Source organism: Sphingomonas sp. GW822-FHT03G08, assembly GCF_058801135.1.
Genome location: NZ_JBXAMZ010000001.1, coordinates 1,004,538 through 1,024,041, shown reverse-complemented (window position 1 = coordinate 1,024,041; position 19,504 = coordinate 1,004,538). Strand labels below are relative to the sequence as shown.

16 protein-coding genes and 1 riboswitch are annotated in these 19,504 nt (G+C 66.9%); of the genes, 9 read left to right on the top strand and 7 right to left on the bottom strand.

All coding sequences use genetic code 11. The annotated features are described in order from the left end of the window. Positions 1 to 12: 12 nt before the first annotated feature. On the top strand, positions 13 to 1,827 hold the full coding sequence (locus AC1RJ5_RS04430; RefSeq protein ID WP_493111918.1) for a M2 family metallopeptidase: 1,815 nt from the start codon (positions 13 to 15) through the stop codon (positions 1,825 to 1,827). A 68-nt stretch (positions 1,828 to 1,895) separates the two neighbouring features. Then, on the top strand, positions 1,896 to 2,702 hold the full coding sequence (locus AC1RJ5_RS04425) for an SIMPL domain-containing protein (protein WP_493111916.1): 807 nt from the start codon (positions 1,896 to 1,898) through the stop codon (positions 2,700 to 2,702). Positions 2,703 to 2,756: 54 nt separating this feature from the next. Here the strand turns inward: AC1RJ5_RS04425 and AC1RJ5_RS04420 are convergent, their stop codons facing one another. The 4 genes from AC1RJ5_RS04420 to AC1RJ5_RS04405 all read right to left on the bottom strand — a co-directional run bounded on the left by AC1RJ5_RS04420 (position 2,757) and on the right by AC1RJ5_RS04405 (position 5,375). After that, positions 2,757 to 2,891: a hypothetical protein gene (locus AC1RJ5_RS04420; RefSeq protein WP_260396061.1), complete on the bottom strand. Its 135-nt coding sequence runs from the start codon at positions 2,889 to 2,891 to the stop codon at positions 2,757 to 2,759. 95 nt (positions 2,892 to 2,986) lie between these two features. After that, entirely contained in the window at positions 2,987 to 4,432 is a 1,446-nt protein-coding gene (locus AC1RJ5_RS04415; RefSeq protein WP_269574938.1) for an AMP nucleosidase, read from the bottom strand. A 101-nt stretch (positions 4,433 to 4,533) separates the two neighbouring features. Continuing rightward, positions 4,534 to 4,788 carry a hypothetical protein gene (locus AC1RJ5_RS04410; RefSeq protein ID WP_269574939.1) on the bottom strand — a complete coding sequence of 85 codons (255 nt, stop codon included), beginning with the start codon at positions 4,786 to 4,788 and terminating at the stop codon, positions 4,534 to 4,536. Positions 4,789 to 4,892: 104 nt separating this feature from the next. Then, positions 4,893 to 5,375: a peroxiredoxin gene (locus AC1RJ5_RS04405; protein WP_493111913.1), complete on the bottom strand. Its 483-nt coding sequence runs from the start codon at positions 5,373 to 5,375 to the stop codon at positions 4,893 to 4,895. A gap of 97 nt (positions 5,376 to 5,472) precedes the next feature. Between AC1RJ5_RS04405 and AC1RJ5_RS04400 the strand changes: the two genes are divergently transcribed. After that, positions 5,473 to 6,033 (top strand): YqgE/AlgH family protein, encoded by a 561-nt coding sequence (locus AC1RJ5_RS04400; RefSeq protein ID WP_269574940.1) that lies wholly within the window; start codon positions 5,473 to 5,475, stop codon positions 6,031 to 6,033. A 4-nt stretch (positions 6,034 to 6,037) separates the two neighbouring features. On the opposite strand, the gene AC1RJ5_RS04395 is transcribed toward AC1RJ5_RS04400, so the two are convergent. The 3 genes from AC1RJ5_RS04395 to AC1RJ5_RS04385 form a co-directional block, all read right to left on the bottom strand. Next, the gene (locus AC1RJ5_RS04395; RefSeq protein ID WP_269574941.1) at positions 6,038 to 6,559 is read right to left on the bottom strand and encodes a hypothetical protein; all 522 of its coding nucleotides are present in this window, start codon (positions 6,557 to 6,559) and stop codon (positions 6,038 to 6,040) included. Between the two features lie 140 nt (positions 6,560 to 6,699). Continuing rightward, entirely contained in the window at positions 6,700 to 9,000 is a 2,301-nt protein-coding gene (gene metE, locus AC1RJ5_RS04390; RefSeq protein ID WP_493114640.1) for a 5-methyltetrahydropteroyltriglutamate--homocysteine S-methyltransferase, read from the bottom strand. Positions 9,001 to 9,113: 113 nt separating this feature from the next. Beyond that, positions 9,114 to 9,314, bottom strand: a riboswitch (cobalamin riboswitch). A gap of 178 nt (positions 9,315 to 9,492) precedes the next feature. Continuing rightward, a complete protein-coding gene (locus AC1RJ5_RS04385; protein WP_493111910.1) occupies positions 9,493 to 10,014 on the bottom strand; it encodes a WG repeat-containing protein in 522 nt (173 codons plus the stop codon). 166 nt (positions 10,015 to 10,180) lie between these two features. Between AC1RJ5_RS04385 and ahcY the strand changes: the two genes are divergently transcribed. From ahcY to AC1RJ5_RS04355, 6 genes are all read left to right on the top strand, one after another. Then, positions 10,181 to 11,584, top strand: a complete 1,404-nt coding sequence (gene ahcY, locus AC1RJ5_RS04380) for an adenosylhomocysteinase (protein WP_184167277.1) — start codon at positions 10,181 to 10,183, stop codon at positions 11,582 to 11,584. A gap of 230 nt (positions 11,585 to 11,814) precedes the next feature. Continuing rightward, positions 11,815 to 14,805 (top strand): TonB-dependent receptor plug domain-containing protein, encoded by a 2,991-nt coding sequence (locus AC1RJ5_RS04375; RefSeq protein WP_269574943.1) that lies wholly within the window; start codon positions 11,815 to 11,817, stop codon positions 14,803 to 14,805. Between the two features lie 114 nt (positions 14,806 to 14,919). After that, positions 14,920 to 17,259 (top strand): PAS domain-containing sensor histidine kinase, encoded by a 2,340-nt coding sequence (locus AC1RJ5_RS04370; RefSeq protein ID WP_342251118.1) that lies wholly within the window; start codon positions 14,920 to 14,922, stop codon positions 17,257 to 17,259. After that, the gene (gene tsaE, locus AC1RJ5_RS04365) at positions 17,256 to 17,699 is read left to right on the top strand and encodes a tRNA (adenosine(37)-N6)-threonylcarbamoyltransferase complex ATPase subunit type 1 TsaE (RefSeq protein WP_493111908.1); all 444 of its coding nucleotides are present in this window, start codon (positions 17,256 to 17,258) and stop codon (positions 17,697 to 17,699) included. Before AC1RJ5_RS04370 ends, tsaE begins: the two co-directional genes overlap by 4 nt. Beyond that, complete coding sequence (locus tag AC1RJ5_RS04360) at positions 17,696 to 18,676, top strand: aminoglycoside phosphotransferase family protein (RefSeq protein ID WP_493114638.1); 981 nt, start codon at positions 17,696 to 17,698, stop codon at positions 18,674 to 18,676. Before tsaE ends, AC1RJ5_RS04360 begins: the two co-directional genes overlap by 4 nt. Next, entirely contained in the window at positions 18,673 to 19,434 is a 762-nt protein-coding gene (locus AC1RJ5_RS04355) for a nucleotidyltransferase family protein (protein WP_493111907.1), read from the top strand. Before AC1RJ5_RS04360 ends, AC1RJ5_RS04355 begins: the two co-directional genes overlap by 4 nt. The last annotated feature ends 70 nt before the right edge of the window (positions 19,435 to 19,504 follow it).

Here is a 19,504-nt window from a genome sequence, read left to right as displayed (position 1 = left end):
AGGGGCCTTCCCATGATCCGTACCGGTATTTCGGCGCTCGCGCTTGCGGCCGCCCTAGTCGTCGCGCCAGCAGGTGCGCAGGACAAGACGCCGACCGCTGCAGAGGCCAAGGCGTTCGTCGCCGATGCCGAGGCGAAGCTCGGCGCCCAGGGCGTCGTCGCCGCGCGCGCCGACTGGGTGTACAGCACCTATATCAACCAGGACACCGAGGCGATGACCGCGCGCGAGGGCGCCAAGCTCACGTCGCTGCAGGTCGATCTCGCGCTGGGTGCGGCCAAGTATGCCAATGTGCCGGGCCTCGACTATGATACCAGTCGCAAGCTCGCGATGCTCCGCAACAAGATCGTGCTGCCGGCGCCGACCACCCCGGGCGCGGCGGAGGAGCTGGCCGGCCTCTCGGCCAAGATCACCGGCATCTATGGCGCGGGCAAGGGCACGCTGAACGGCAAGCCGATCAACGGATCGGACATCGAGGCGGCGATGGGCGAGGAGCGCGATCCCGCCAAGCTCAAGGAAATGTGGGTCAGCTGGAACGACAATGTCGGCGCGCCGATGCGCGGCGACTATGCCAAGCTGGTCGGCATCGCCAACAAGGGCGCGACGGGCCTCGGCTATGACGATGTCGGCGCGATGTGGCGTTCGGGATACGACATGGATCCGGCCGCCTTCGCCGCGACCACCGACAAGATCTGGAACGACCTCAAGCCGCTCTACATCGCGCTGCACACCTATGTGCGCCGCAAGCTCAACGAGAAATATGGCAGCGCCGTCCAGCCCGCCAAGGGCCCGATCCGCGCCGACCTGCTCGGCAACATGTGGGCGCAGGAATGGGGCAATATCTACGACATTGTGGCGCCCGCCGGCGCCGGCAGCGTCGGCTATGACGTCGGCGAGCTGCTCAAGGCCAAGGGCTATGACCATCTCAAGATGGTGAAGGCCGGCGAGGGCTTCTACTCGTCGCTCGGCTTCGCGCCGCTGCCGGGCACCTTCTGGGAGCGCTCGCAGTTCGTGAAGCCGGCGGACCGCGAAGTCGTCTGCCATGCCTCGGCCTGGGACATCGACAATGTCGACGACCTGCGCATCAAGATGTGCATCAAGGTCAATGCCGACGACTTCGTGACCATCCACCACGAGCTCGGCCACAACTATTATCAGCGCGCCTACAACAAGCAGTCGACCCTGTACCTCGACGGCGCGAATGACGGCTTCCACGAGGCGATCGGCGACTTCATCGCACTGTCGATCACGCCGGACTACCTCGTCCAGATCGGCCTGCTCGACAAGTCGCAGGTGCCGAGCGCGGACAAGGACATCGGCCTGTTGCTCCGCCAGGCGATGGACAAGGTGGCGTTCCTGCCGTTCGGCCTGCTGGTCGACAAGTGGCGCTGGGGCGTGTTCTCGGGCCAGATCCCGACGAACGGCTACCAGGCCGGCTGGGACAAGCTGCGCCTGCAATATCAGGGCATCGTGCCGCCGGTGGCGCGCGACGAGACCCGCTTCGATCCGGGCGCCAAGTTCCACATCCCGGCGACCACGCCCTATACGCGCTACTTCCTGGCGCGGGTGCTCCAGTTCCAGTTCTACAAGGCGGCGTGCGACCAGGCCGGCTGGAAGGGCCCGCTCCATCGCTGTTCCTTCTACGGCAACAAGGAAGTGGGCGCGAAGCTCGACAAGATGCTGGCGATGGGCGCGTCCAAGCCCTGGCCGGACGCGCTGCAGGAATTCACCGGCTCGCGCGAGATGTCGGGCAAGGCGATGGCGGAATATTTCGCCCCGCTGAAGAAGTGGCTCGACGAGCAGAACAAGGGCCAGCCCCAGGGCTGGTAAGCCTTGAAATACGGCCATTCCACTACCCCTGCGATGCGCTAGGCTATGCGCATCGCAGGGAGGGGTTCATGTCGATTCGCCTGGTTTTCGCAGCGCTGATGGCGCTGCCTTTCGTCGCGGCGGTGCAGCCCGCGGCATCGCAGGAAGTGCGGGTGCGGATCGTCGGCACCGGGCAATATGAAGCGCCGGCCAGCTCGATTGTGGTCACCGGCACCTTCTGGAAGGACGGCGAGAGCCAGGCCGAGGCGGATGTTGCCCTGGCGGCCAATTACGACGCGCTTGCCCGTGCGGTCGCGAAGCTCGGCCTGCCGGCGAGCGCGCTTGTCCGGGAGCCGAGGCCGACGGCTCTCCTGCCGACGACGAGCATTCTCACCGTGCCGACCGTAAAGGCCCCGCCGCCGCCACCGCCGCCGCCGGCATCCTCATCCGGCGCGCGCCTGGCGCCGCCGATCGTGACCACGCCGCGCATCACCATGCCGCCGCCACCCGTGCGGCGGCCCAATGCCACGGGCGGCTATACAGTCACGCTCGCCAATGCCGACCAGCTTGCGGAGCTGCGCCGGTTGCTCGCCGCTTCGACGATCAGCCTGGGTACAGAACAATACAAGCTTGCCGATGAAGCGGCCGCGCGCCGCCAGGCCAAGACGCGGGCGGTCACCGCCGCACGGGCAGACGCGGATGCCTATGCCGCGTCGCTCGGCCTGAAGGCGGTTCGCCTCGTCCTCATCGATGAGGCGGGGCAGCTGACGCCGCCGGCGCTCGCGCGCATGCTCGAAGCCAGCGCGCCGCCCTATCGCCTGCGGACGGAACCCGCCAAGCCCGGCTTCGTGCGGGTTGAGGCGAGCGTCATGGCGGAGTTCGCGCTCACGCCCTAGCCGCGGATCGCGGCGCGGTGGCGCCCCGGCCCTTGCCGGTGACGCGGCGGCGGCTCAGGCCGGCGGGTCGCTGTCGGGGATCATGCCCTCGTCGGCGATCTGCGCGTCCCATTCGGCTGAGCTGTCGGTGCCGTCGGACTGGTGCGCGTGCGGCGCCTCGGCTTCGGGCTGTTCCTCGGGGTCGATCATGGTGACTCTCCTCAACAGGGCTGAACGCACCGCCGAGATAAGCTGTCCGCCCGGTCCCGTCATCCTACCCGAAGGAAGGATGACGGCGGACAGCCTTACCGGAACGGCGGCTCGTTGAACGCGCGCAGCTTGCGGGAGTGGAGCTTGGCGCCTTCGCGGCGCAGCTCCTCGCAGGTCTCGATGCCGATCTTGAGGTGCTCGGCGATCGCGCGCTCGTAGAACAGGTTCGCCTGGCCCGGCAGCTTGAGCTCGCCGTGGAGCGGCTTGTCCGAGACGCAGAGCAGCGTGCCGTAGGGCACGCGGAAGCGATAGCCCTGGGCGGCGAGCGTGGCGCTCTCCATGTCGATGCCGACCGCGCGGCTGAGCGAGAAGCGCAGCGCCGATTGCGAGTAGCGCAGCTCCCAGTTGCGGTCGTCGGTGGTGACGATCGTGCCGGTGCGCAGCCGCTGCTTGAGCTCGTCGCCCGACTGGCCGGAGATGGTACCGGCGGCGCGGGCGAGGGCGAGCTGGACTTCGGCGATGGCCGGGATCGGGATCTCCGGCGGCAGCACGTCGTCCATGATGTGGTCGTCGCGCAGATAGGCGTGGGCGAGGACATAGTCGCCGATCCGCTGGCTCGGGCGCAGGCCGCCGCAATGCCCGATCATCAGCCAGGCCTCGGGGCGCAGCACCGCGAGGTGATCGGTGATCGTCTTGGCGTTGGACGGGCCGACGCCGATGTTGACCAGCGTGATGCCCGAGCCGTCCTTCGCCATCAGGTGATAGGCGGGCATCTGGTGGCGACGCCACGCCGAGGTGTCGTTGAGCAGCCGGTCGGTATCGTCCCCGGCCTCGACCAGGAGGCCGCCCGCGCCCGAGACCCCGGTGAAGCGCGAGCCCTCACCGAGCTGGTCGACCGCCCAGCGGACGAACTCGTCGACATAGCGGTGATAGTTGGTGAACAGGATGTATTGCTGGAAATGCTCGACCGGGGTGCCGGTATAGTGGCGCAGGCGGGCGAGCGAGAAATCGGTGCGCAGCCCGTCGAACAGCGCGAGCGGCCGAGTCGAGTCCGAGGACATCCACAGCCCGTCGGCGATCTCGTCGCCGATATGCGCCAGCTCGGTCGCCGGGAAGTGACGGCCCAGCTCGGTGACCGAGATCTGGTCCATCGCCGCGATGTGGCCGGGATCGAGCACATAGGGGAAGGGGATCTCCTGCCGCCCGGTGACGGCATGGACCTCGACGTCATAGTCCTCGATCAGGAAGGTCAGCTGCTCGATCAGGTAGCGGCTGAACATCGCCGGGCGGGTGACCGAGATGCGATACTCGCCTTCCTCGACCAGCCGGCCGAACGAGCGGCGCGGGGTGGGGCGGTTGCGGTCGGTGCCGCCGCGATAGGTGACGCGCAGCTCGGGATAGGCGAAGCTGCCGTCGGTCCGGTCTTCCGGGCTCGGCGGCGTGCCTTCGCTGATATAGCGGTTCAGGGCGGCTTTGAGGCGATCGACCGAGGCGTTGTAGAGGCGCTCGAGATCGGCGACGATGTCGGATGCTTGAGTCATCTTGCAGGGCTAAGCGCCAAAAATGACTCTGGCAAGACCATGGGCCGAGGCAAGCCCCGGCCCAGGCTGGCCCTCCCCATAGGGGAGGAATTTTTTCCGGCTTATTTCTTGGCCGGCTTGGCCGCGGGTTCCTTGTCGCCGCCCAGCTGGGTGGCGGCATAGGCGGCACCGCCCACTGCGGCAGCGACTCCGGCGGCGATGCCGGCCGCGGCGATCGGATGCTCCTTCACCGCATTGACGGTCGCATCGACTGCGTCGCCGATCGCTTCCTGCGCCTGGGCGAGGAAGCTCTTCGCCTCGTCCCTGGCTTCGGCGACGGTCTCGGGAAGTGCGTTGGCGGTTTCGGTATCGGCCATGTCGGTCCCTTTCTGAAAAGCTCGCCAGATCAACTCCGGCGAGCCTTCCAAGGTTCCGTTACGCTGCCGTGTTCAGCTCACAGCTTGCCGAGAAGATACTCGGCTCACAGCTTGCCGAGAAGATACTCGGCCGAGCTCACTTCGAACTGGCCCGGCGCCTCGACGTTGAGCTGCTCGACCACGCCGTCATTGACCAGCATCGAGAAACGCTGTCCGCGCGTGCCCATGCCGAACTTCGAGCCGTCCATGGTCAGGCCCAGCGCCTTGGGGAAATCGCCATTGCCGTCGGCGAGCATCGTCACCTTGCCCTCGACGCCGCTGGCCTTGCCCCAGGCGCCCATCACGAAGGCGTCGTTGACCGCGGTGCAGGCGATCTCGTCCACGCCCTTCGCCTTGATCTCGTCGGCCTTTTCGACAAAGCCCGGCAGGTGCTTGGCCGAGCAGGTGGGGGTGAAGGCACCCGGTACCGAGAAGATCGCCACCTTGCGGCCGGCGAAATAGTCGTCCGAGGAAATCTGGTCGGGGCCAGCCTCGGTCACCTTGACGAAGGTTACGCTGGGAATGCGGTCGCCAACCTGGATGGTCATTCTTCTCTCCTGGAAATGAGTCGTGCCGCTCCATCGGCTTGTGGCGGGTGATTTTCAAGCGTGCGGAGCCGAAGTGGTGCGGCTACGTTGATCGGGCATGGACTCGACACCTTTCCTCACCGGCCAGTTCCTCCTCGCCATGCCGGGCATCGGCGATCCGCGCTTCGAACGCGCGGTGATCGCGATGTGCGCGCACGACGATGAGGGGGCGCTCGGCATCGGCATCGGCGACACGATCGAGGGGCTGACCCTCCATGACCTGCTCAAGCAGTTCGAGATCGAGCCGGGCGACGCGCCCGACACGCCGGTGCATTTCGGCGGCCCGGTCGAGCCGCGTCGCGGCTTCGTCCTCCATTCGCCCGACTGGGGCGGACAGGACACGATCGATGTCGACGGCCGCTGGGCGCTGTCGGGCACGATCGACGTGCTGCGGGCGATCGCCGAGGGCACCGGCCCCGCCAAATATCTGGTCGCGCTCGGCTATGCCGGCTGGAGCGAGGGGCAGCTCGACAGCGAGATGGCGCGCCATGGCTGGTTCAACACCGCCGGCACGCCCGACCTGATCTATGACATCGACGCCGAGGACCGCTGGGCAGTCGCCTTTGCCGGCGCCGGCATCGATCCCCGCCTGCTCTCGAACAGCGCGGGGACCGCCTGACGCCCTAGTGCGTCGGGTCCGCCGGCGTCTCGTCGTCGCCGCGGACATAGACCTTGCCTTCCAGCACCTTGATCCGCACCACCGTGTCCTGGTGCGGGGTCGAGCAGAAGCTGCCGGTGGTGTTGACGTCCATCTTCTCGTGCGTGTCGCGCTGGCGCAGCACGAAGCGTACCGGCAGCGCGCAGGTCTTCGGCCCGCCATTCTTGAAGCGCAGCGTCGCCTTCAGCGGCTCCAGCGCATTGCCCATCTGGTTGTCGCTCCAGCGCGGCGAGCGGCCCGGGCTGGCGGAATCGACATAGAAGCCGACCACGTCGTAATTCGCGGTCTCGTTGATGATGACCATGCAGCCGAGCTTCCAGCAGTTGACCTTCACCTGCTCGGGATAGTTGCGCATCATCGCTGCCCAGGCCCGCGCGTCGCCGCCGGGGTCGCCGACATCGCGGATGATGCCGGCGCTGTCCTGCGCAAGGGCAGGCAGGCTGGGGGCGAGCGAAAGGAGCAACGCAGACGCAAGGAACCTGAGCATGGGTGAACTCGCAATGTGGATTGTGACGCGAGCCACGATTTGCCCGGTCCCGCGGCTTTCGTCACCGCCCAAAAATTGGGGTACCACCATTTCCGGCGGAGTTACCGCCCGACCGTACCACAGCCGGGCGGTACCAATTGTCAGGCCGGCTCGGCCACGCGGACGCGCAGCGCCCGTGCCGCGGCGACCATCGCGTCGATCGCCGGCTTCACTTCCTCCCATTTGCGGGTCTTGAGCCCGCAATCGGGGTTCACCCACAATTGCTCGGGCGCGAGGTGCGCCTGGGCGAGCTTCATCAGTTCGACCATCTCGTCCTGTGTCGGCACGCGCGGCGCGTGGATGTCGTACACGCCCGGCCCGATCGCGCTCGGGTAGCGATAGGCGGCGAAGCCCTCGAGCAGCTCCATCTGCGAGCGCGCGGTCTCGATCGAGATCACATCGGTATCCATCGCGCCGATCGCCGGCAGGATGTCGTTGAACTCCGAATAGCACATGTGGGTGTGGATCTGCGTCGCGTCAGCCACGCCCGCCGCGGTCAGGCGGAAGGCATCGACCGCCCAGTCGAGATAGGCATCCCAGTCGCGCCGGCGCAGCGGCATGCCCTCGCGCAGCGCCGCTTCGTCGATCTGGATCGCCTTGCAGCCAGCCGCTTCCAGGTCGAGCACTTCGTCGCGGATCGCCAGCGCGATCTGCTGGCACGATGCCGAACGCGGCTGGTCGTCGCGCACGAAGCTCCAGTTGAGGATCGTCACCGGGCCGGTGAGCATGCCCTTCATCGGCTTGTCGGTGAGCGACTGCGCATAGCGCCACCACTCCACCGTCATCGGCTCAGGCCGCGAGACATCGCCATAGAGGATCGGCGGCCGCACGCAGCGCGAGCCATAGGACTGGACCCAGCCATTTACCGTGAAGGCGAAGCCGGCGAGCTGCTCGCCGAAATACTGGACCATATCGTTCCGCTCGAACTCGCCGTGGACCAGCATGTCGAGCCCGGCTTCCTCCTGCCAGCGGATCGTCCGCTCGGTCTCCTCGCGCAGGAACTGTTCGTATGCGGCGCTGTCGAGATTGCCGCGATTATGCTCGGCCCGGGCGTGGCGCACTTCGGCGGTCTGCGGGAAGGAGCCGATCGTGGTGGTCGGGAAGGGCGGCAGGTCGAGGACCTCCGCCTGCACCACGGTGCGCTCGGCATAGGGCGAGGTCCGCTCGCGCATCGCCGCGCTAACCGCCGCCATCCGCGCCGCGACCTTCGGATCGTGGATGCGCGGCGAGACCTTGCGCGCCGCAGCCGCCGCACCCGATGCGGTGAGCTTCGCGGCCACCCATTCGCGCCCGCCATTGAGCGCGTCCTTGAGCGTCGCCAGCTCGTCGATCTTCTGCACGGCAAAGGCGAGCCACTGCTTCACTTCGTCGTCGAGCTTCGGCTCCAGCGCCAGGTCCACCGGCACATGGAGCAGCGAGCAGGACGGCGCGATCACCAGGTCGCGCGTCGCTGCGATCGGCTCGATCCGGTCGAGCAGCCTCTCCAGGTCGGCCCGCCAGATGTTGCGTCCGTCGATCACGCCGAGCGACAGCAGCAGTCCCTTGGGCGCAGCGACCAGTATCTTGTCGAGCTGGTCCGGCGCGCGGACGAGATCGAGGTGCAGCCCGGCCACCGGCAGGTTGACCGCCAGCGTGAGGTTGTCCTCCAGCGCCCCGAAATAGGTGGCGAGCATGATCTTGAGGCCGAGGCGCGGAAGCTTGGCATAGGCGCGGGTGATCGCGGCGCGCTGGCGCTCGCTCAGGTCGGTGACGAGGATCGGCTCGTCGATCTGCACCCATTCGGCCCCGGCATGCTGCAGCTGGGTCAGCACCGCCGAATAGAGACCCAGCACTTCGTCGAGGAAATCGAAGGGATCGATATCGCGGCCCTTGGCCAGGCTCAGCCAGGTGACCGGCCCGAGTAGCACCGGCCGCGTCTCGTAGCCGAGCGCCCTGGCCTCGCGATATTCGTCGACGATTTTGGCGGAGGAGAGGGCGAGCTTCTGCCCGGCGACCAGCTCGGGCACCATGTAATGATAATTGGTGTCGAACCATTTGGTCATTTCCTGCGCGGTGTGGCCATGGCCATGCGCGCAGCCGCCAGTCTCCCCGGTCGTGCCGCGCGCCATCGCGAAATAGGTGCCGAGGTCGGCGGTGCCGGCGGCGACGCCGTAGCGCTCCGGGATCGCGCCCAGCATCAGACTGGTGTCGAGCACATGGTCGTAGAAGGAGAAGTCGTTCGACGGCAGCCAGTCGACTCCGATCGCGGCCTGGCGGGCCCAGGCGGCGGCGCGCAGCCCCGCGGCGGAATCTAGCAGTTCGGCTTCGGTGGACTTGCCGCTCCAGAACTTCTCCAGAGCGAATTTCAGCTCGCGTCGCGGACCGATCCGCGGAAAGCCGAGCGTGGCAACAGTGACGGTCATGGTCTTCATACCCCGATGAAGGGCGGGGGAGACCGGCATGGACACGCACACGCACCGCGAACGAATAGCCCGGCCGCGGCAAGCAGGCGGCCAGACCGGGCACCCCGCCGGTGGACGTTATCGCGTCAAAGGCAGGTCTCCTGGCTCACGGGTCAGCGCGGACGATCCGTCTTCCCAGGGTTGCCCCCAGTGACATGCTGGACCGCCGCTCGCCGCTTACAGTTGCGGGGGCAGCGCCGGAATCGCACCGGCTTCCCGTCTTAGCTTCCGCGCGGATTTGGCCCGGCGGAAGAACCTCGACCGCTTAAGCATCCGCCTGCCGGGGTGGTTCGTCAAGGGTGATATAAAGAATTCTTTATATGATGGTTTCGGGAGAGCCTCTATTCCGTCATGCTGAACTTGTTTCAGCATCCACCTCTACCCCAGCGATACCGCTCGAGGCGCGTTGGACCCTGAAACAAGTTCAGGGTGACGGAGGATTGGAAGCGGAAATCACCGCTTCCCAGCCAGTTCCCGCCCAAGCCGGTCCACCCGCAGCCACCGCCCGCCGGTGTACCAGTGATGCTCGCCGTCCCCGGTCAGCGTGCATCCGATGCAAACTTCGGCGACACCCTTCTCGAACGGCATCGCCCCGTCGTATCGCCGCGCGATCACCAGGTGCAGCGCGCGGTCGATATAGCCGATCTTGCCGTTCCATTCGGAACGTGCACGCCCGTCGACGAAGGGATCGGCGCCATTGTCCATCGCCATCACCGGCGCGCTGCGGCCGTCGCGGGCGACATAATGGAAGCTCTTGCCGACATGGACGGTAGCCAGTCCATCCCGGTCATGGTCGAGCTTCATCCGATGCGCCGGCGCCAGCCGGATCGTGCCGTCGGCGTCCTGCGCCGCGCAGTCCGGGAAGGTGTCGAGCTCGCCGCCGCGCGGGGCGTAGAAGCAGGGGAGGGGGTAGCGCTGCTGAGCCGGTTCGGCGGGTGTCGCGAGCGTCACGAGCGGAAGAAACAGCCAGTGCATGGGGCGAGGCTATCATGGCGCTGTGCCTCGCACAAAGACCGGCTCGCCGTGACATATAAAGATATCTTTATATCGGGATTGCGCGGCCAGGGCGAAGCCTGTAGGGCGCCCGCATCCGCCGCCGGTGATTCCCGGCGCGTAACCGATTCACATCTGGAGACAGCTCGTGGCTACCGTGCTCGACAAGGACTATGTCATCAAGGACCTTTCGCTTGCCGCCTTTGGCCGCAAGGAAATCGAGATCGCCGAGACCGAAATGCCGGGCCTGATGGCGCTCCGCGCCGAGTTCGGTGCTTCGAAGCCTCTCAAGGGCGCGCGCATCACCGGTTCGCTGCACATGACGATTCAGACCGCCGTGCTGATCGAGACCCTCAAGGAACTCGGCGCCGAGCTGCGCTGGGCGACCTGCAACATCTACTCGACCCAGGACCATGCCGCGGCCGCCATCGCCGAGGCCGGCATCCCCGTCTTCGCCGTCAAGGGCGAGACGCTCGAAGAATATTGGGATTACGTCATCCGCATCTTCGACTGGGGCCAGGACCAGACCTGCAACATGATCCTCGACGACGGTGGCGACGCCACCATGTTCGCGCTGTGGGGCGCGCGCGTCGAGGCGGGTGAGGAACTGTTCACCCCGTCGAACGAAGAGGAAGAGATCTTCGTCGCCACGCTGAAGCGCTTCCTTGCCGAGCGTCCGGGCTACCTCACCAAGACCGTCGCCACGATCAAGGGCGTCTCGGAAGAGACCACCACCGGCGTGCACCGCCTGTACGAGCTGTCGAAGAAGGGCAAGCTCCCGTTCCCGGCGATCAACGTCAACGACAGCGTCACCAAGTCGAAGTTCGACAACCTCTATGGCTGCAAGGAATCGCTGGTCGACGCGATCCGTCGCGCCACCGACGTGATGCTCGCCGGCAAGGTCGCCTGCGTCGCCGGCTTCGGTGACGTCGGCAAGGGTTCGGCCGCGTCGCTCCGCAACGGCGGTGCCCGCGTTCTGGTCACCGAGATCGACCCGATCTGCGCGCTGCAGGCGGCGATGGAGGGCTATGAAGTCGTGACGATGGAAGAGGCCGCCACCCGCGCCGACATCTTCGTCACCGCCACCGGCAACGAAGCCGTGCTCACCGTCGACCACATGCGCGCGATGAAGAACATGGCGATCGTCTCGAACATCGGCCACTTCGACAGCGAGATCGAGATCGCCGGCCTGGCGAACTTCAAGTGGACCGAGATCAAGCCGCAGGTCGACGAAGTCGAGTTCCCGGATGGCAAGAAGATCATCGTGCTGTCGAAGGGCCGTCTGGTGAACCTCGGCAACGCGACCGGCCACCCGTCGTTCGTGATGTCGTCGTCCTTCACCAACCAGGTCCTCGCCCAGATCGAGCTGTGGACCAAGTCGGACGAGTACAAGAACGACGTGTACGTCCTGCCGAAGCACCTCGACGAGAAGGTCGCGGCGCTGCACCTCGACAAGCTCGGCGTGAAGCTGACCAAGCTGACCCAGAAGCAGGCGGACTATATCGGCGTCACCGTCGAGGGTCCGTTCAAGCCGGATCACTATCGCTACTGATCCTTCGCCGTCAGGCGAATGAAAGGGCCGCGCTTCCCCCCCGGGAGGCGCGGCCTTTTTCGTTGGCGCGGGCCGACTGCCGTACTGTTGTAATCTCGCAACACGCCGCAACAAACTGTTGTCGCAAGGCAACCAAAACCCGCATTTCCGCGTCATGGCAAAGTCAGGGACAAAAGCCGGCAACAATCGGCTCCGAGGTCGCACGGTCAGTTTATTAAAGGGGATGTATCATGCGTAGCTCTTGTGCGCTCACCCGGCGCGGCCTGTCCTTTACCGCGTCGGTCGCCGTTCTTGCTCTAGCCCAGATCGCCACGCCGGCAGCCGCGCAGACCGCGGACCAGACGCCGGCGCCCGCCGAGGCGCAGGCCGCGGTTCCGGAACAGGCCGATCAGGCCGCGCCGCAGGAAGGCGCCATCGTCGTCACCGGTTCGCGTATCCGCCGCCAGGATTTCGAGACGCCGAACCCGGTCGTGACCCTGGGCGCCCAGACGCTCCAGGAATCGGGCACCACCAACCTCACCGACTTCCTCACCGGCTATCCGGCGCTGCAGGGCTCGGCGACTTCGGGCAACAACTCGGGTGACCGCGCCGGCATCGGCTATACCGGCCTCAACCTGCTCGACCTGCGCAATCTCGGCACCCAGCGCACGCTGGTGCTGGTCGACGGCCGCCGCCACGTCTCGGGCGTGCCGGGCACCGCGTCGGTCGACATCAACACCATCCCGAACGACCTGGTCGAGCGCATCGAAGTGCTCACCGGCGGCGCCTCGGCCATCTACGGTGCCGACGGCGTCAGCGGCGTCGTCAACTTCATCATGAAGAAGAACTTCCAGGGCATCAGCGCCCGCGCCCAGGCGGGCATCTCCGAATATGGCGATGCCGGCCAGCGCATGTTCTCGATCACCGCCGGCAAGAACTTCGCCGACGGCCGCGGCAACATCGCCATCGCCTATGAATATGGCGAGGAGGATCGCCTCGATTCGCACGATCGCCAGCGCTACAGCGGCACCAACCAGGTCGGCTTCTATCGCAACCCGAACGGCACCACGCCCACCTATGTGCCGCTCAACGACATCCGCTATTTCGACACCGCGCGTCAGGGCGGCATCGATCTCGATTTCGACGGCCTGCCCGACTATTTTGTCGGCGCCAACGGCCTGACCCCCTATGATCCGGGCAAGTTCGTGCGCACCGCCTTCCAGCAGGGCGGCAGCGGCACGCTGGTCTCCGACTATGGCAACGACCTGCTGCCGGAAGTGAGCCGCCATGTCGTCAACGCGATCGCGCATTTCGACGTCAGCCCGGCATTCTCGGTCTTCGCCGAGGCGAAGTACGCGCGCACGCACAGCTATTCGCTCGCCCAGCCGACCTTCGACTATTACCTCCTGATCCCGGAGGATAACCCCTATATCCCGGCCGCGCTGCGGCCGCTGATCGCCGCCACCGGCAATGGCGGCGTGCTGATGAACCGCGACAATTTCGATTTCGGGCAGCGCGGTGAGGACATCACCCGCGAGACCTATCGTGGCGTGTTCGGCGTGCGGGGCGACCTGAGCAGCCACCTCAACTACGAAGTGTCGTACACCTATGGCCGCACCGACGTGTCGAGCCGCTACCTGAACGACATCCTCGACGACCGCTTCTATGCCGCGATCGACGTGGTGCAGGGCGCGAACGGCCCGACCTGCCGCGTCAACGTCAACCCGGCCTGGACGCCCGACCAGCCCTATGCGAGCCGCGACGTCTTCTCGCCGACCACCTTCCGTCCGGGCGAGTGCGTGCCGCTCAACCTGTTCGGCGAGGGCGCCGGCAGCCAGGCGGCCTATAACTGGATCAAGGCCGACACGCTCGATCGCGCCCGCATCCAGCAGCACGTCGCCACCGCCTATCTGTCGGGCGACCTTGGCGGCCTGTTCACCATGCCGGGCGGTGGCCAGGTCGGCTTCTCGGTCGGCGCGGAATATCGCAAGGAAAAGAGCAGCTTCACCGCCGATCCGCTGGCGGCGCAGGGCCTGACTTTCGCCAACTCGCTCAGCAATGATGGCGGCGAATATGACGTGAAGGAAGTGTTCGGCGAGCTCAACGTGCCGCTGCTCACCGACACCATCGTCCACCGCCTCGAAGTGGGCGGCGCGGTGCGCTTCTCCGACTATTCGTCGATCGGCCACACCACCACCTGGAAGCTTGATGGCAAGTTCGCGCCGGTGCGCGACATCACCTTCAACGGCACCTATTCGAAGGCGGTGCGCGCGCCGAACATCGGCGAGCTCTATGCGGGCAATTCGCAGACCTTCGAGTTCATCACCGATCCGTGCCTCCCGGCCGAGATCCAGTTCGGTACCCAGTATCGCGCGGCGAACTGCCAGGCGCTGCTGAGCTCGCTGGGTGCCAACCCGGCGACCTATACCGACGCGCGCTCGACCAACCTGCCGGGCTTCGCCGGCGGCAACCCGAACCTGAAGCAGGAAGAGGCGACGACCTGGACCGCCGGCGTGGTGCTCCAGCCGAGCTTCATCCCGGGCCTGTCGCTGCGTGCCGACTGGTATGACATCAAGCTGAAGAACGCGATCAACCAGGTCACCTCGCAGCAGCTCGCCGAGCTCTGCGTCGACCAGCCGACGCTCAGCAACCCGTTCTGCGCGGGCATCACCCGTCAGAACGGCGCGACCGGCAACGCCGCGGCGGGCAACATCGTCAGCTTCAACGTCGTGCCGCAGAACGTGGCGCAGTTCCGCACCGCGGGCCTCGACGTGAACTTCAACTACCGCCTGAAGACCGACAATGCCGGCACCTTCAGCCTGAGCGTGGTCGGCAACTATCTCGATCGCCTCGAGTTCATCGGCACCCCGGGCGCCGATGTGACCAACTCGCGCGGCGAGACCTATGCCCCGAAGTACACGGTCAACGCCGATCTCACCTGGCAGCTGGGCGGGTTCACCGCGAACTACGGCATCCTGTGGTTCGACAAGACCTCGCGCTACACCAACCAGCAGATGGCCGGCGATCCGACCATCGTCGCGGAGGAATACAAGTACCTCAAGCAGCGTTGGCAGCACGATATCTACCTGAGCTACGATATCGACCAGCGCTTCCAGATCTATGGCGGCGTGCGCAACCTGTTCGGCCAGATGCCCGAACTCGGCACGCGCATCTATCCGGTCAACGCCGTCGGCCGCTTCGGCTATGTCGGCGCCAAGGTGAAGCTGCCGAACCTGTTCTGATCGGCAACTTCGCCCTGAAGCGAAAAAAGGAAGGGCCCGGCGGCATGCCGGGCCCTTTTCGTTTGGCGACAAACTGTCCTAAGGGACGGAGATGATCCCCCGGAACGGCGCGCTTTGATCCACATCACGCAATCGGCCGCGGTGCTCGCGGGCGCGGCGCTGGCGTTGCTGGTGATCGGCGGCGTCTGGGCGCTGTTCGCCGGCCTGCGTGCCCGTGCCGACGCGACCTCGATCGCCGAGGCCAATGCCCGGCTCGCCGCGCTGGTCAGCGGTTCGCCGGCCCAGGCGATGCTGGTGCGTGCCGATGGCCGGCTCGAGCTGTCGCGGCGGCTGGGGGACTGGCTTGGCTTCCAGGATCTGCCGCGCGAGCTGGACGAACTGACCGGAGCAGGGACGGGACTGCTGCCCGAGGATGCCGATGCCCTCGGCGCGCATGTCGCGGCCGCGCAAAAGGCCGGCAAGCCGTTCAGCCTTTCCGTCCGTGCGCTCGGCTCGGAACGTGCGCTGCTGGTGATCGGTGAGCGCGCGCCGCAGACCGTCAACGCTCCTGGCGGCGTCGTGCTCTGGTTCCTCGACGCGACCGAGAGCCAGGACGAGATCAACCGCCTCCAGCGCGAGGCTACCCGGCTGCGCGCCGCCTTCGACGCGCTCACCGCGCTGATCGAGGCTGCACCGATGCCGATGTGGTATCGCGGCGGCGACCTTCGCCTGCTCATGGTCAACTCGGCCTATGTCGAGGCCGTGGAGGGCAAGGATTCCGAGGATGTCGTCGAGCGCGGGCTCGAGCTGATCGAGGGCGTCGGCCTGGGAGGCCCACTCGCCAATGCCGCGATCGCCCGCGACACCGGTGAACCGCAGACCGCGGCGATGCCCGCCACGATCGGCGGCAAGCGCCGGATGCTGCGCCTCCACGACATGCCCTTGCCCACCGGTGGCGTCGCCGGCTTCGCGGTCGATATCGAGGAGCTGGAGCAGGCGCGCGGCGGTCTCAAGCGCTTCGCCGCTGCCCAGCGTGCGATGCTCGATCGGATCTCGGCCGGCGTCGCCCAGTTCGGTGCCGATCGCAGCCTGATCTTCTCCAACCAGCCGTTCCGCCGGATGTTCGCGATCCGCAACGAGTGGCTGGCCGATCGCCCCGAATTCGATCGCGTGCTCGATCGCATGCGCGAGGCCAATCGCCTGCCGGAAGTGCGCGACTATCCGGCCTGGCGGGCGGAGCGGGCGCACTGGTTCGTGTCGCCCGATGCGATCGAGGAGACCTGGAGCCTCGGCGCCACCCATATGCGCGTCGTCGCCCAGCCGCTCCCCGAAGGCGGGCTGCTGCTGCTGTTCGAGGACCAGACCCAGCAGTTCGAGCTGCAGCGCGAGCATGGCGAGATGCAGCAGGTGCGCACCGCTACGCTGGAGAGCCTTGCCGAAGCGGTCGCCGTGTTCGGCAAGGGGCGGCTCCAGCTGTGGAACCGCAAGTTCCGCCAGGTCTGGGGCTTTGAGGACAGCTTCCTCGACAGCCATCCGCAGGTGCCGCAGCTGGTCCGCGCCTTTGGGCCGAAGCTGGTCAAGGCGTCTCGCGCTGACATCATCGGCGACCTGATCCGCATCGCCGCGCAGGAGCGCCAGTCACGCGGCTCCAGCATCGCCTTTGCCGATGGCCGCCATTTCGACGTGACCGCGGTGCCGCTGCCCGACGGCAATGCGCTGGTGACGATGCTCGATACCACCGATCATCACCGCGCCGAGCGCGCGCTCAGCGCCCGCAACGAAGCGCTGGAAGCGGCGGACCGGGTCAAGACCTCGTTCCTCGCCAACATGAGCTATGAGCTGCGCACCCCGCTGACCTCGATCAAGGGCTTTGCCGAGATGCTCAATGGCGGGTTCGCCGGCCCGCTTTCGGAGAGCGGGCAGGAATATTCGGACGCGATCCTGATCTCGGTCGACCGGCTCGGCACGATGATCGACGAAGTGCTCGATCTCACCCAGAGCGAAGGTTCGCCACTTGAGAAGGCGCCGGTCGATATCGAGCACGCCGCGCAGAATGCCGCCGAAGCGATCGCGCCGCTGGCCAAGGCCAAGCATATCGAGCTGGTGGTCGAGAATGCCGGCACCGCCGGTGCGATCACCGGCGATGCGCGCCGCGTCCGCCAGGTGATCGAGCATCTGCTGCGCCACGCCGTCTCGCAGACGCCGGAGCAGGGCAGGGTGCTGCTCCATCTCGACGGCAACAGCCGCGTCGCCCGCGTGATCGTCTCCGACAATGGCCCGGGCATGACCCCCGAGCAGGTCGCCACCGCCTTTGATCGCTTCGCCCAGTTCGGCAACGCCCGCGGCAGCCAGCGCTCGCTGGGCCTGGGCCTGCCGCTGGCGAAGCAGTTCGTCGAGGCGCATCGCGGGCGGATCGAGCTGATCTCCGAACCGGGTGAGGGGACGCTGGTAACCGTGGAACTGCCGCGGCGATGATCCTCTCCAGCCTCGATCAGTCGCTCGAACTCGGCCGCCGTCTCGCCGGGCTCGCCCGCCCCGGCGACGTCATCGCGCTTTCCGGCCAGCTCGGCGCCGGCAAGACCAGCATCGCCCGCGGCCTGCTCGCCGCGCTGGGACTGGAAGGCGAGGCGCCGTCGCCCAGCTTCGCGATCGTCCAGCCCTATGAGCCGCCCGAGGTCCGTTTCCCGGTGCTCCATGTCGATCTCTACCGGCTCGACGATCCATCCGAGGTCGAGGAACTGGGCCTCGACGATGCCCGCTATGATTCGCTGCTGATCGTCGAATGGCCCGAGCGGCTGGGCGAGACAGCATGGCACGATGCGCTGTGGTTGTCCCTCGATGTGGCACCGGACGGCGCGCGCGTCTTGACAGCGAAGGTGCCGGCGGCATGGAAGGACCGATGGTTTCTGACATGAATCCGCCCGCCGCGGCGCCCGACTTCCTTGTTGCCGCTGGTTGGGGCGGAGCCGAGATCCGCCCGCTCGCCGGCGACGCCTCGTTCCGCCGCTATTTCCGGGTGGTGGAGCATGACCGCACCGCGATCCTGATGGACGCGCCGCCCCCGCATGAGGATCCGCGTCCCTTCATCAACATCGCCCGCTGGCTGACCAGCCACGGCTTCGCCGCGCCGGAGATCCTCCACGAGGACCTGACCGAGGGCCTGGTCCTGATCCAGGATTTCGGCGACGCCCGGATGCGCGAGACCGTCGACGCCGCGCCCGAGAGCGAGCTGCGCCTCTACGAGGAGGCGATCGACCTGCTCATCCGCCTCGCCGAATACCCGGCCGCGGACATCCTCAAGCCCTACAGCCTGGCCGAGTATCACCGCGAGGCGGACCTGCTCCCCGAATGGTATTGCCCCGCGGTCGGCCTGGAGGTCGACATCGACGGATACCGCAAGGCCTGGGACGAAGCGCTGGCGCCGGTGCTCGCGGGTCACACGCCTGTCACGGTGCTGCGCGACTACCATGTCGAGAATCTCATGCTGATCGACGGTAGCGCGGAAACCTTGGGCCTGCTCGACTTCCAGGACGCCCTGGCGGGCCATCCCGCCTATGACCTCGTCTCGCTGCTGCAGGACGCCCGCCGCGACGTGCCCGAAAGCCTCGAGACCGCGATGCTCGATCGCTACAAGCGCATCACCGGCGCCGGCGACGCGTTCGATGTCGCCTATCACGTGCTCGGCGCGCAGCGGAACGCCAAGATCGTCGGCATCTTCACTCGCCTTTGGCAGCGCGACGGCAAGCCGCGCTATCCGGGCCTGTGCCCGCGCGTCTGGACCTATCTCAACCGCGACCTCCGGCACCCCGCGCTCAAGCCGGTCGCCGACTGGTTCGAAGCCAATATCCCGCTCGACCTGCGCGGCGATCCGCTGGCCCTCACCAAGGCATGAAACCCTCCGCCACCTATTCGCTGCGCCCGAACCCGGACGTCGCCATGCCCGAGACCGCAATGGTGATGGCCGCCGGCCTCGGCAAGCGCATGCGCCCGCTCACCGTCACGCGCCCAAAGCCGCTGGTCGAAGTCGCCGGCAAGCCGCTGCTCGACCATACGATGGATCACCTGCGCGAGGCCGGGATCAAGCGCGCCGTGGTCAACGTCCACTACCTCGCCGACCAGGTTGAAGCGCACCTCAAGGCCCGCGCCGGCGGCATCGACGTCCAGATCTCGGACGAGCGCGCCCAGCTGATGGAGACCGGCGGCGGCATCGTCCAGGCCCGTGAGATGCTCGGCGACCAGCCCTTCTTCACGGTGAACAGCGACACGCTCTGGGTCGACGGCCCGATCGGCTCCCTCAACGCGCTCGCCGCCGCCTGGGACGATGAGAAGATGGACGCGCTGCTGCTGCTCGTGCCCCTGGCGCGCGCATACAGCCACAAGGGCATGGGCGATTTCCGCCTCGATCCGCTCGGCCGCATCACCGAGCGCCGCAAGCCCGGCCGCCTCGCGCCCTTCGTCTTCGCCGGCGCCCAGATCATCCACCCCCGCGTGATCCACGACTGGCCCGAGGGCCCGTTCTCGACCAATTTGTTCTGGAACCGCGCGATGGAGCAGGGGCGGTTGTGGGGCACGGTCCACCAGGGCCTGTGGTTCGACGTCGGCACCCCCGGCGCGGTCAAGGAAGCCGAAGAGATACTGGCGACGGTCTAAACCCGTCATCCCGGCGAACGCCGGGCTCTCAGGCCGTATCCCGACCCCTCAACACATTCCGTCATCCCCG

Coding starts and splice junctions, on each gene's coding strand:
- AC1RJ5_RS04430 (WP_493111918.1), top strand. CDS start 13: ATGATCCGTACCGGTATTTCGGCGCTCGCGCTTGCGGCCGCCCTAGTC.
- AC1RJ5_RS04400 (WP_269574940.1), top strand. CDS start 5,473: ATGGACTCGACACCTTTCCTCACCGGCCAGTTCCTCCTCGCCATGCCG.
- AC1RJ5_RS04425 (WP_493111916.1), top strand. CDS start 1,896: ATGTCGATTCGCCTGGTTTTCGCAGCGCTGATGGCGCTGCCTTTCGTC.
- AC1RJ5_RS04375 (WP_269574943.1), top strand. CDS start 11,815: ATGCGTAGCTCTTGTGCGCTCACCCGGCGCGGCCTGTCCTTTACCGCG.
- AC1RJ5_RS04420 (WP_260396061.1), bottom strand. CDS start 2,891: ATGATCGACCCCGAGGAACAGCCCGAAGCCGAGGCGCCGCACGCGCAC.
- AC1RJ5_RS04355 (WP_493111907.1), top strand. CDS start 18,673: ATGAAACCCTCCGCCACCTATTCGCTGCGCCCGAACCCGGACGTCGCC.
- AC1RJ5_RS04395 (WP_269574941.1), bottom strand. CDS start 6,559: ATGCTCAGGTTCCTTGCGTCTGCGTTGCTCCTTTCGCTCGCCCCCAGC.
- AC1RJ5_RS04405 (WP_493111913.1), bottom strand. CDS start 5,375: ATGACCATCCAGGTTGGCGACCGCATTCCCAGCGTAACCTTCGTCAAG.
- AC1RJ5_RS04410 (WP_269574939.1), bottom strand. CDS start 4,788: ATGGCCGATACCGAAACCGCCAACGCACTTCCCGAGACCGTCGCCGAA.
- AC1RJ5_RS04415 (WP_269574938.1), bottom strand. CDS start 4,432: ATGACTCAAGCATCCGACATCGTCGCCGATCTCGAGCGCCTCTACAAC.
- AC1RJ5_RS04385 (WP_493111910.1), bottom strand. CDS start 10,014: ATGCACTGGCTGTTTCTTCCGCTCGTGACGCTCGCGACACCCGCCGAA.
- AC1RJ5_RS04360 (WP_493114638.1), top strand. CDS start 17,696: ATGAATCCGCCCGCCGCGGCGCCCGACTTCCTTGTTGCCGCTGGTTGG.
- metE (WP_493114640.1), bottom strand. CDS start 9,000: ATGACCGTCACTGTTGCCACGCTCGGCTTTCCGCGGATCGGTCCGCGA.
- tsaE (WP_493111908.1), top strand. CDS start 17,256: ATGATCCTCTCCAGCCTCGATCAGTCGCTCGAACTCGGCCGCCGTCTC.